The following is an 11,399-nucleotide window of genomic DNA, read 5'->3' on the forward strand; positions in this document are numbered from 1 at the left end:
CCGCTCCCGTCCGTCTCAGGCGGCGGCAGCGACCTCGGCGGGTACCTCGACCCGGCCCACCCGCAGCCAGCCCGCCGCCGCCTTCGCGGCGGAGCCCAGGGCCAGGCCCCAGGCGGCGCCCGCCACCCCCCACAGCGCGTACCCGCCCAGCAGCAGTCCCACCGACAGCAGCGAGAAGACCACCTGCAACGACAGGGTGGCCTTCGGGTTCAGCACCCGCAGGGTCAGGAGCGCACACGTCCCCAGGCCCATCACCGCGTACTGCGCCCCCGTCGCCGGCAGCAGTGCGGAGGCCGCCGTCCAGGTGTCGCCGAGCAGGTGCCGGCCCAGCCGGTCCGGCAGGGCGTACAGGACCGCCGCCCAGCCGGCGCCGACCACCGCGAGGGCGCAGCCCATGAGGGCGGTCAGCCGGACCACGCCCCGCTTGCCCGACGCCCGCCCGACCACCGGCGGCCCGAAGGCGTTCGCCGAGTTGAACAGCACGTTCAGCGGCCCGAACAAGGTCGTGGCGCCGCGCAGCGCACCCACCGCCAGCGGGGTCGCGAACACCCCGAGCCCCAGCACCGCGAGCTGGCTGGAGCCGTTGCCCACGGCGAACTCGACCACGAACCGCTGCCCGAGGTGTCCGCGCCGCAGGTACCGCCGGACGTCCGCGCCCGCCCCCCGCACCGACGGCCGCAGCAGCCACAGCCCCAGCCCCAGCGCGGGCAGCGCGGACAGCCCCCACACCAGCACCAGCCGTCCGGCCGACGCCCCGTGCGGCTGAACGGCCAACGCCGCGACCACGCACACCAGCCGCAGCGCATCGGCGGCCAGCGCCCGCTCGGGCACCCGCAGCGCGGAGAAGCAGTACCGCAGCCCGTCCTGGACGAGCACCGGCGCCAGGACGAGCCCCAGCGCGACCAGGGCCCACCCGGCGTCCCCGGGCACGGCCAGACCGGCCGCCCCGAGCACCAGCCCGGCCGCGGCGGCCGCCCCGGCGGTGAACAGCACCGAGGACCGGCACACCGCCCCCAGCCGGCCGGCCTCCTTCTCCAGCACCACGGTCTGCCCGACGTAGGCCATGTTCAGCCCGAGGAGCACGCTGAAGACCACGTACACCATCGAGAAGTCGGCGAAGCCCGACGCCGAGGACAGCCGGGCGGCCAGCACCAGCACCAGGATGTTGGTGGCGCTGGAGGCGGCCTGGTCCAGGACCGAGGAGACCGCGGCGAGGCCCCGCCGGCTCACCGCCGGCCCGAACGGACCGTGCGCAGGGCGACGGTGTCGCCGCCCTCGCCCGGCAGCCGCCCGCCGGCGGCGTCGGGCTCCTGCGACGACGGCACCAGCGGCGAGCGCGCGCCCCCCGCCCCGGCGGGGGAGGTGTCCCGCTTCGACTTCTGGCCCGGCAGCGGGGAGTGCAGCACCGCGCCCAGCACCGTCCCGCCGGCCCCGCTGATCAGCTCGCGGATCCGGGACAGGTCGCTGCGGTGCACCGCGCGCGGGTCGCAGACCACCAGGACCCCGTCGACGCGGTCGACGAGCGCGAGCGCGTCGGCGTACGAGAGCACCGGCGGCGCGAGCACCACCACGGTGGAGTTGGGGGAGTCGGCCTCGGAGATCAGCCGGGTCGCGCGCGGGGAGGTCAGCGCGCGGGCCACGTTGCGGACCCGGTCGCCCGGGATCAGGTCGAAGGCGCCCGACTCCCCGGCGTCCACCACCAGCTGGCGCCCGTCCGGCCAGTCGGACTCACCGGGTCCGCCGCCCGGCCCGCCCGGCAGCTGGCTCCAGCGCGGCCGCCCGCCCGCATCGGTGGGCAGCTGGCTGGCCAGTACCGGCGTGCGCAGGTCGGCCTCGATGAGCAGCACGTCCTTACCGGTCTCGGCGAAGGACGCGGCCAGGTTCACGGCCACCGCGGCGGCCGTCTCACTGCTGCCGCGCGGTGCGACGACCAGCAGCCGGCGCCGGTCGGCGAAGCGGGAGTCGTAGGCCAGCCGGAAGGCCACCGAGCGGTACTCCTCGGCCAGCCGGGGGTCGGCCTCGCCGGCCGCGAGCAGCGGCCCGCCGCCCGTCTTGTCCCGGGGCAGGTAGCCCAGTACGGGCGCGCGCAGGGCCCGGGCCACGTCGCCCTCGGAGCGCGGCGCCGGGTCGAAGACCAGCCGCACCCAGGCGGCGAGCAGGCCGAGGGCCAGGCCCACGGCGGCGCCGAGCGCCAGCGACATGGGGATGCCCGGCCCGTCGGGCGCGGTGGGCACGGCCGCCGGGCTGGTGATCCGGCCCGGGGTCATGTCCAGGGCCTGGAGCTTGGTGATGTTGTTGTTGAGGGTGTTGACCTTGCTCTGGAGGTCGGTCTTGGAGCCCAGCGCCGCGTCGCGGGCCGTGCCCGCCGGCATGGTGTTGATCTGCTTGGCCAGGTCGTCGAGCTGCTTGGCGACGGGGTCGCGCTGGTCCTCGTACCCCTTGACCATCTTGTCGCGGGTGACGTCGAGGGCCTCCTGCCGCTTGAGCAGGTAGGCCTCGGCCATGCCGTTGGCCCGCTTGGCGGCCTCCTTGGGGGAGGAGGCGGTGTAGGTGAAGCGGAGGACCATCGTCTGCGGCGGGTTGGTCACCTGGAGGCCGCCGCGCAGCGCGGCGAAGTCCTTGGCGGGGACCCCCAGCTTCTTCGCCGCCTGCTCGGCTATGGAGCTGGAGAGGGCGACCTGCCGCTCCGAGCCGATGTTGATGGCCTTGTCGGGCGCCAGGCTCGGGTTGAACGGGTCGTCGGTGGGGGCGCGCAGGACGACGTCCGCGACGGACACGTAGGTGTCGGCCGTGGAGACGCCGAGGTAGACGCCGCCCAGCAGGCCGATGCCCACGCCGGCGCCGAGCAGCCGGCGGTAGCGCAGCAGCTGCTTGAACTGGTCCCTGAGGAGGTCCGGTTCGTCCTCGGGCGGGGCCGCTGCCGGGCGGTTCGTCTCGGTCACGACTGGGGACCCCCAAGTGCTTCGTCGATCAGTGCGTCGATGCGGGCCAGGCCCGCTTCACGGCTCAGGTGGGCCGCCACGTGGACGGGGCCGGCCGCGCCCAGCGCGTCCGCGCCCTCGGGGTCCTCGGCCAGGGCCCGGACGGCCTTCAGCAGGGCTTCGGGATCCTCCGGCGGTACGAGCACCCCGGCGCCGGAACGTTCCACCTCCTGGGCGGTCCCGCCCTGTGCCGCGACGGAGGCGACGACGGGCCGGCCGGCCTGGAAGTAGGAGGTGAGCTTCGACGGAACGCTCATGTCCAGTACGGCAGCGTGCTGCGTGACCGCGAGCACGTCCGCCGCGGCGAGGATATCCGGGAACTCTCCGTCGGCGGCAGGGGGGATGATGTCCAGGTTCGGTACGTCGGCCGCGAGGGTGGCGAGGGCGGCGCGCTGGCTGCCGTCGCCCATGAGGACGAAGCGGACGGAGGGGTCCAGCCGGGCGGCGCCGACGAGTACGTCGAGCCCCTGCTTGAGGCCCATGTTCCCGGAGTGCAGGACCACGGTCTGGCCCGGCGCCCACCCCAGGTGCCGGCGGGTCTCCCCGCGCGGCTTGGTGGGCTTGGGCACGTGCGACCAGTTGGGCACCAGGCGGATCCGCTCCGGGTCCACGCCCATGCCCACGACCCGGTCCACGAAGGTCTCGTGGATGACGCCGACCAGGGCGGCCCGCTTGAGGGCGTACGCCTCCGCCCGTCCGGCCAGCGCGGCCGCCTTGTCCCCGCCGCTGATCCCGCTCTGCGCGGCCGCGGCACCCATCAGGTCCTGGACCACGGGGACGAACGGGACCTTCCAGCGGGCGGCGAGCCGCGCGGCGGTCACCCCGCCGGCCAGGCTGGGCATCTGGGCCATCACGGCGTGCGGCCTGGGCATCCGGGGCGGGGCCACGGCACCGTGCAGCAGAATCGATCCTTCGAACAGGGCCCGCTTCACGGCGGTCTGACGCGCCGGCACCGTGTGCGCGCGCCGGTGCACGGTGACCCCCGCGCGCCGTTCGGTGCGCCGCAAGGCCCCCTTGTACTCCGGTTCCAGGGACCAGGCCGGGTAGTGCGGCATACCGGCCAGGACGTGGGTGTCGTGGCCGAGGCCCGCCCAGTGCTCCGCGATCTGGGTGGCGTACGGGCCTATGCCCGCGTGCTCGGGGGCGTAGTTGGTCGAAACCAGCAACAGCCGCCGGTGGCCGGATGTGGACACTGAACGTCCCCTTCTCCCCTGGATGATGCGCACGTCACCCTATTCGTTCACCGACGGGCTGTGGAACGTGCGCGCTATTGTCTGCTAATCGTCCGCACCGGGGGGTGCGGCTCTGGGGGTACTGATGACGGAGCACCACATGTCCGATGCCGCGGCGTCCGCGCGCCGGCCGTACCGGGTGGGCTACGCGCCCGGCGCCTACGACCTGTTCCACATAGGCCACCTCAACATCCTCCGGCACGCCCGCAGCCAGTGCGACTACCTGGTGGCCGGCGTGGTCTCGGACGAGATGGCCGAACTGGCCAAGGGGCGCCGCCCGATGATCCCCCTGGTCGAGCGGCTGGAGATCGTCCGCAGCGTCAAGTACGTGGACGCCGCCTTCGTCGAGACGGTCCCGGACAAGGTGGAGACCTGGAAGCAGGTCCGCTTCGACGTCATCTTCAAGGGCGACGACTGGCGGGGCACGCCCAAGGGGGACAAGCTGGAACGGGACTTCGCCGCCCACGGGGTGGACGTCGTCTACTTCCCCTACACCGTGCACACGTCCAGCACCCAGCTGCGCCGGGCCCTGGACGCCCTCGCCCAGCCGGCGGCCCACCCGCTGGGGGCCGAACCCCTCACCGCCGAACGGCGCTGAGCTCCCGGAACCACTTCACCAGGAACGCCAGCAGGAACAGCGCGGCGACGGCGCCCAGGCCCGCGTACGCCCAGCGGAACAGCGCCCCGCCGCCCAGCAGCAGGAACACCAGGCAGAACACCCCGTAGTCCACGGGCAGCAGGGCCACCGCGCGCAGCGTCGACGGCGCGGCGGCGGGGCTCCCGGGGGCGGCCTTGGGCTTGAGCTTCTCGGTGAGCAGTCCGCCGAAGAAGGTGACCACCGAGGCGAACTGGAAGCCCAGCGGCACCAGCAGCCAGCCGTCCGAGCCCGTGCCGTACTCCTCGGGGAAGCGGTAGAAGGCGATGAGCACGCAGGCGTGCAGCGCGGTCAGCTTGGCGGCGTCCACGACGTGGTCGAGCCATTCGCCCGCCGCGCTGCCGCCCCCGCGCAGCCGGGCCAGCTGCCCGTCGGCGGAGTCGAAGGCGAAGCCGACCGCGAGCGCGGCCCACACGGCGATCCCCAGCCCCCACGAGGGCGCGGCCAGCGCGACCACCGCCACGGCGGCGAAGCTGAACGCGGCGCTGACCAGCGTCACCTGGTTCGGGGTCAGCCCCAGCCCGTAGGAGCCGGCGGCCAGGTACCGGCCGGCGGGCCGGTTCACGAACCGGGAGTAGAGCGACACGCCCTTCGCCGACTTCTGCGCCCCGCGCAGCTCCCGCAGCGCCGTCCCGACCCTCGCCATGCGTACCCCTGTCCGTAGGTCCATGTGTTCGTATCTTCACGGGAAGGGCACATCATCGCAGGGCGGGCGAAGACTTCCGCTCCGGAAGCGCGCGGACGTCCGGAACCAGCAGGACGGAGAGGTTCGCCGCCGCCACCAGCACCGCCGCCACCAGCAGCGGGGCCGTGGTCCCGGTGGCCGCGGCGAGCGGGGCCGCCACCGCGAGCCCCAGGGGGCGGGCCGCGAAGGAGATCAGGGAGTCGAAGGAGCCGACCCGCCCCAGCGCCTCGGCCGGCACCCGCCGCTGGATCTCCGTCTCCCACAGCGGGCTCAGCAGCCCCACCCCGCCCATGCCGAGGAAGTACGCGCCCGCCGCCACCGGCACGGGCAGCCGCAGCGCGAACACGGCCAGGGGCAGGGCGAACGCCGCCGAGGACACCGCGACCCACACCAGCGGCCGGCGCACCGGCAGCCGCCCGGCCGCCCACGCTCCGGCCAGCAGCCCCGCCGTACCCGCCTGGGCGACCGCCACCCAGGAGCCCTCGCCGCCCAGGGAGTCCACGGCGATCAGCGGGCCGAGGGTGAGCAGCAGCCCGGCGGTCAGGTGCCAGACGCCGTGCGCCAGGACGTTGGCCAGGAACCACGGGTGGCTACGGGTCTCCGCCCATCCGGCGCGCAGCTCCGCGGCGAACCCCGGCCGGGCCCCGGCCCCGCCGGCCGCGGCCGGGGTGCGCAGCCCGCCCAGGGTGAGGGCGGAGGCGGTGAACAGGGCCCCGGTCAGCAGCGAGGACCAGCCCGCCCCGATGGCCAGCATCAGCGCGCCCGCGGCGGCCGGGCCCGCGACGCTCGCGAGCCCCTGGGCCACCATCAGCCGGGAGTTGACCCGCAGCCGCTCGGCCCCGCCGGCCACGGCCGCCACCAGCGTCCGGGCCGAGGGGTTGCCGAAGGCGACGGCCGCCCCGGTCACGGCCGACAGCGCCGCCAGGGCCGGGATCCGTACCGGCCCGGAGAGCAGCAGCACCCCGATGCCCAGCTGGGCGGCGGCCCGCACCAGGTCCGCGGCGAGCACCACCCGGCGCGCGGGGAACCGGTCTGCGGCCACCCCCGCGACGGGCAGCAGGAGCAGCATCGGCAGTATCTCGGCGGCGAGCACCAGCCCGAGGTCCCCGGCCGAACCGGTGTGGACCACGGCGAGGGTGAGGGTGGTGGGGATCAGGGCGGTGGCGAAGGCGGCGAAGGTGCGGCCGGCGAGCAGCCGCCAGAGCGTGGGGGTCATGATCAGAACAGTATTTCGCCAGCGAATCATTCGTCAACGAAATACTTTCCCTGCCCGGCGGACGCGATAATGCGCTCATGGGCACAGAAGCGGTCACCCCACCTGCGGCGACGCCGCCACCGGACGAGGACTCCGTCGACCGGCACATCGCGCGGTGGACCGGCAAGGTGCCCTTCGACGTGACCACCGAGGCCGTCATCACCCGCATCCAGCTCCTCGCCAAGCACGTCTCGCACGGCAAGGAACGCGCCCTCGCCGAGACCGGGCTCCAGGCCTTCGAGTTCGAGACCATGCACCGCCTCGCCTCCCGCGGCGCACCCTGGCGGGCCCCCTCCTCCCAGCTCGCCGCCGAACTGCTGCTCTCCCCGGCCGGAATGACCGGCCGCCTCGACACCCTGGAGCGCTCCGGCCTCGTCCGCCGGATCCGCGCCGCCGAGGACCGGCGCCGGGTCGACGTAGAACTCACCGAGGAGGGGCACCGGCGCTGGAGCGAGGCCATGCGCTGGCGCGGGATCGCCGAGGACGAGATGATCCGCCCCCTCGACGACACCGACCGCCGGGCCCTGGCCGCCCTCCTCAAGCGGATGCTGCTCCAGGTCGAGACCCGCGACGGGACCCGCTGAGCCGCACGGCGCCCGGCCCGCCGCAGCCCCCGGCCTGCCGCGGCCCTCAGCCCGTCACCCGCAGCAGCAGCACCGACCGCGCCGGCACCGTCAGCGCCTGCCCGCCCCGGTGCGAGGTCCCGGGCGCCTGCTCCTGCTCCTCCCGCGAGGTGTCCAGCACCAGCTCGTACTCCCCGGCCCACGGCGGCCCCGGCAGTACCCACTCCACCGGCCGGTCCCCGGAGTGCAGCAGCGCCAGGAAGCTGTCGTCCGTCACCTGCCGGCCCCGCTCGTCACGGCCCGGGATGTCCCGCCCCGACAGGTACAGCCCCACCGCGGCCGCCGGCGCGTACCAGTCCCGCTCCGTCATCTCCGCCCCCGCCGGGGTGAACCAGGCCAGGTCCCGCAGCCCGTCCGCGCCCTGCGCCCGCCCCGAGAAGAACGCCCTCCGGCGCAGCACCGGATGGCTGCGGCGCAGCGCGATCACCCGCCGGGCCAGCGCGAACAGCCCGCTCCAGGCCGGGTCGGACAGCAGCGACCAGTCCACCCAGCCCGTCTCGTTGTCCTGGCAGTACGCGTTGTTGTTGCCGCCCTGGGTCCGCCCGAACTCGTCCCCCGCCACCAGCATCGGCACGCCCGTCGACAGCAGCAGCGTCGTCAGCAGGTTGCGCAGCTGCCGCCGGCGCAGCGCGGCGATCCGCGGATCGTCCGTCTCGCCCTCGGCCCCGCAGTTCCACGACCGGTTGTCGTTGGTCCCGTCCCGGTTGGCCTCGCCGTTCGCCTCGTTGTGCTTGCGCTCGTACGACACCAGGTCGCGCAGGGTGAAGCCGTCGTGCGCGGTCACGAAGTTCACCGAGGCGTACGGCCGCCGCCCGCCCCAGGCGTACAGGTCGCTCGACCCCGACAGCCGGTACCCGAGGTCGCGTACGTCCGGCAGCGCGCCCCGCCAGAAGTCCCGCACGGCGTCCCGGTAGCGGTCGTTCCACTCCGTCCACAGAGGCGGGAACGCCCCCACCTGGTAGCCGCCCGAGCCCACGTCCCAGGGCTCCGCGATCAGCTTCACCCGCCGCAGCACCGGGTCCTGGGCGATCACCGCGAGGAACGGCGACAGCATGTCCACGTCATGCATCGAACGGGCCAGCGCCGCCGCCAGATCGAAGCGGAAGCCGTCCACCCCCATCTCCGTCACCCAGTACCGCAGCGAGTCGGTGATCAGGCGCAGCACGTGCGGCCGCCCGGCGTGCAGGGTGTTCCCGCAGCCCGTGTAGTCGGCGTAGCGGCGCTGGTCGGACTGGAGCCGGTAGTAGCCCCGGTTGTCCACGCCGCGCAGCGACAGGGTCGGGCCCAGCTCCCCGGCCTCCGCCGTGTGGTTGTAGACCACGTCGAGGATCACCTCGATCCCGGCCGCGTGCAGGGCCCGCACCATCCGCTTGAACTCGCCGACCTGCTGGCCGGCCGTCCCGCTGGCGGAGTACCCGGCGTGCGGGGCGAAGTAGCCGACCGAGTTGTAGCCCCAGTAGTTGCGCAGCCCCCGCCGCAGCAGGTGGTCCTCGTGCGCGAACTGGTGCACCGGCAGCAGCTCCACCGCCGTCACGCCCAGCCCCGTCAGGTGCTCCACCGCCGCCGGGTGCGCCAGCCCCGCGTACGTGCCGCGCAGCTCCTCGGGAACACCCGGATGGCGCATCGTGAACCCGCGCACGTGCAGCTCGTAGATCACCGAATCGGCCCAGGGCGTCTTCGGCCGGACGTCGTCCGCCCAGTCGTCGTCATCGTGGACGACGACCCCCTTCGGCACGAACGGCGCCGAGTCCCGGTCATCCCGCACGGTGTCCGCGATGTACTGCTGGGGCCAGTCCCGGACGTGCCCGTACACCTCCGGCGGCAGGGAGAAGTCCCCGTCCACGGCCCGCGCGTACGGGTCCAGCAGCAGCTTCGCCGGGTTGTACCGGGCCCCCGTCCAGGGGTCCCAGCGTCCGTGCACCCGGAACCCGTACCGCTGCCCGGGCCGCACGCCCGGCACGAAACCGTGCCAGATCTCGTGCGTCAGCTCGGCCAGGGTGCAGCGGGTCTCCGTGCCCAGCGCGTCGAAGAGGCACAGCTCCACCGCCTCCGCGCCCGGGGCCCACAGGGCGAAGTTGGTGCCCGCCGCCCCGCCGGGGCCCACGTGGAAACGGGCCCCCAGCGGGTGCGACGACCCCGGCCACACCGGTGGCCCCGGGTGCGCGGCCGCCCGTAACACCCGTGCCTGGACCCGCTCCCGTACGGCGTCCATGTCGGGGCCGCCCCGTGGGGCGGCCTCGGTGGTATCGCTGGCGACGGCATCCACCGCCTCTTGCTCGGCTGCGCTCGACACTGCCCGCCTCCACGGCTCCTCGGTACCGGCGGAGGGAGTGAGGCCCGGCGTCCCGGCCAGGGCCCGCCCCCGTCTGGTCCTTCCCACTGTTCTGCCCGGACTGCCGTACCCGGAACGTGTCCGGCCCTCACGTTTCCCCCGGAGGGCCCCGGTCGTTGGACGGGGCGTGACACTTCTGACGAGGCGGGCAGGGGCGGGATTGGCCGCCGTGGCGGTGTGGGCGGCCCTGCTGGGCGGGCTCACCGGCTGCACCGAGGACGGCGGCTCCCCCGTCGAGGTGCAGCTGCCCGGCAAACCCCGCTCGCCCGACGAGGCCATCCGCATCACCCCCGACGACAACGCCAAGGGGGTCCCGGCCGACGGCCCGCTGCGGGTCACCGTCCCCGAGGGGCGGCTGGAGCGGGTCGTGGTCACCAAGGTGGAGGACGCCCAGCAGGAGCAGGTCCCCGGGTCCATCGCCGCCGACGGGCTCAGCTGGAGCCCCGACCCGGAGGCCGGCCGGCTCTCCCTCGCCGCCAAGTACACCGTCGACGCGGTCGCCCTCGACGGGCACGACCGCCGCCAGGCCCGCCACACCACCTTCACCACCTACGTCCCCGAGGAACGGTTCATCGGCTACTTCAAGCCCGAGAACCGCTCCACCGTCGGCACCGGCATGATCGTCTCCTTCAACTTCAGCCGGGCCGTCAAGAACCGCGCCGACGTCGAGCGGGCCATCACCGTCACCGCCGACCCGGCCGTGCCGGTCGTCGGCCACTGGTTCGGCAACGAGCGCCTCGACTTCCGGCCCCGCGAGTACTGGAAGCCCGGGACCCGGGTCACGGTGAAGATGAAGCTCCGCGACGTCGAGGGCGCGCCGGGGGCGTACGGCATCCAGGACAAGACCATCGAGTTCACCATCGGACGCTCCCAGGTCTCCACCGTCGACGCGGCCGCGCACACCATGGAGGTCCGGCGGGGCGGCGAGCTGCTGTCCACGATCCCCATCAGCGCGGGCGCCCCGAAGAACACCACCTACAACGGCAAGATGGTGGTGATGGAGATGTTCGACGTCACCCGGATGAACGGCGCCACCGTCGGCTTCACCAGCGAGGACGGCAAGGGCGAGTACGACATCCCGGACGTCCCGCACGCCATCCGGCTCACCGCCTCCGGGACCTTCCTGCACGGCAACTACTGGGCCAGCCCCGACACCTTCGGCACCACCAACACCAGCCACGGCTGCGTGGGCCTGCGCGACGACAAGGGCGGCGGCTCGGACACCCCGGCCGGCTGGTTCTTCGACCGGACCCTGATCGGGGACGTGGTGGAGGTCGTCAACTCCCAGGACAAGACGGTGGCCCCCAACAACGGACTGGGCGGCTGGAACATGTCCTGGGCCGACTGGGTCGCGGGCTCGGCCGCCGGCTGACCGGCCGCCCGCGGGCACCCTCCCCGGGCGGGCCCCGCAATCGAGTGGTCGTCAAACCGGAATGCCGTAGCCGGTGAGTGTCCTCCGTCCGCCACGCCGGGCCCCGCCCGCAGCCTGGCAGGGCCATCAGCGCAGGCGATGGCCGATTTCGTGGACGGAGCGTCATGTCAGCAAGGAACTGGACCCTCGGGCTGGCCGTGGGAGCCGTGCTCGCGGCCACCGCCGGGGCCCCCTCCGCGCTCGCGGCGGGCCCCGGCACCGCCC

At 74.3% G+C, this 11,399-nt stretch carries 9 protein-coding genes; 3 read left to right on the forward strand and 6 right to left on the reverse strand.

Translation table 11 applies throughout. The features are described from left to right. Positions 1–15: 15 nt before the first annotated feature. The 3 genes from AB0F18_RS24880 to AB0F18_RS24890 are packed head-to-tail and all read right to left on the reverse strand — an operon-like array spanning position 16 to position 4,144. Entirely contained in the window at positions 16–1,230 is a 1,215-nt protein-coding gene (locus AB0F18_RS24880) for a hypothetical protein (RefSeq protein WP_362064234.1), read from the reverse strand. Further along, the gene (locus AB0F18_RS24885; protein ID WP_362064236.1) at positions 1,227–2,942 is read right to left on the reverse strand and encodes a lipopolysaccharide biosynthesis protein; all 1,716 of its coding nucleotides are present in this window, start codon (positions 2,940–2,942) and stop codon (positions 1,227–1,229) included. The genes AB0F18_RS24880 and AB0F18_RS24885 overlap by 4 nt, the downstream gene beginning before the upstream one ends. Next, positions 2,939–4,144, reverse strand: a complete 1,206-nt coding sequence (locus AB0F18_RS24890) for a glycosyltransferase family 4 protein (RefSeq protein ID WP_362064251.1) — start codon at positions 4,142–4,144, stop codon at positions 2,939–2,941. The genes AB0F18_RS24885 and AB0F18_RS24890 overlap by 4 nt, the downstream gene beginning before the upstream one ends. 169 nt (positions 4,145–4,313) lie before the next feature. Between AB0F18_RS24890 and AB0F18_RS24895 the strand changes: the two genes are divergently transcribed. Next, the gene (locus tag AB0F18_RS24895) at positions 4,314–4,811 is read left to right on the forward strand and encodes an adenylyltransferase/cytidyltransferase family protein (protein ID WP_362064237.1); all 498 of its coding nucleotides are present in this window, start codon (positions 4,314–4,316) and stop codon (positions 4,809–4,811) included. Here AB0F18_RS24895 and AB0F18_RS24900 read toward each other — a convergent pair. Beyond that, positions 4,792–5,514, reverse strand: coding sequence for a CDP-alcohol phosphatidyltransferase family protein (locus tag AB0F18_RS24900; protein ID WP_362064239.1), 723 nt, complete (start codon positions 5,512–5,514; stop codon positions 4,792–4,794). The genes AB0F18_RS24895 and AB0F18_RS24900 overlap by 20 nt on opposite strands. Positions 5,515–5,566: 52 nt before the next feature. Then, the gene (locus AB0F18_RS24905; protein WP_362064241.1) at positions 5,567–6,769 is read right to left on the reverse strand and encodes an MFS transporter; all 1,203 of its coding nucleotides are present in this window, start codon (positions 6,767–6,769) and stop codon (positions 5,567–5,569) included. A gap of 77 nt (positions 6,770–6,846) precedes the next feature. Between AB0F18_RS24905 and AB0F18_RS24910 the strand changes: the two genes are divergently transcribed. Beyond that, positions 6,847–7,392, forward strand: coding sequence for a MarR family transcriptional regulator (locus AB0F18_RS24910; protein ID WP_362064243.1), 546 nt, complete (start codon positions 6,847–6,849; stop codon positions 7,390–7,392). Positions 7,393–7,438: 46 nt separating this feature from the next. Here the strand turns inward: AB0F18_RS24910 and glgX are convergent, their stop codons facing one another. Then, on the reverse strand, positions 7,439–9,724 hold the full coding sequence (gene glgX / locus AB0F18_RS24915; protein WP_362064245.1) for a glycogen debranching protein GlgX: 2,286 nt from the start codon (positions 9,722–9,724) through the stop codon (positions 7,439–7,441). Positions 9,725–9,923: 199 nt separating this feature from the next. Between glgX and AB0F18_RS24920 the strand changes: the two genes are divergently transcribed. Continuing rightward, on the forward strand, positions 9,924–11,135 hold the full coding sequence (locus tag AB0F18_RS24920) for an Ig-like domain-containing protein (RefSeq protein WP_362064247.1): 1,212 nt from the start codon (positions 9,924–9,926) through the stop codon (positions 11,133–11,135). Positions 11,136–11,399 lie beyond the last annotated feature (264 nt).

Source organism: Streptomyces sp. NPDC029216 (assembly GCF_040648015.1).
In the GTDB taxonomy this organism is placed as follows: Bacteria; Actinomycetota; Actinomycetes; order Streptomycetales; family Streptomycetaceae; genus Streptomyces.

What these genes read in the sequence shown, in the direction of transcription:
- AB0F18_RS24895 (WP_362064237.1), top strand. Translation starts at nt 4,314, where the DNA reads ATGTCCGATGCCGCGGCGTCCGCGCGCCGGCCGTACCGGGTGGGCTAC.
- AB0F18_RS24905 (WP_362064241.1), bottom strand. Translation starts at nt 6,769, where the DNA reads ATGACCCCCACGCTCTGGCGGCTGCTCGCCGGCCGCACCTTCGCCGCC.
- AB0F18_RS24900 (WP_362064239.1), bottom strand. Translation starts at nt 5,514, where the DNA reads ATGGCGAGGGTCGGGACGGCGCTGCGGGAGCTGCGCGGGGCGCAGAAG.
- AB0F18_RS24910 (WP_362064243.1), top strand. Translation starts at nt 6,847, where the DNA reads ATGGGCACAGAAGCGGTCACCCCACCTGCGGCGACGCCGCCACCGGAC.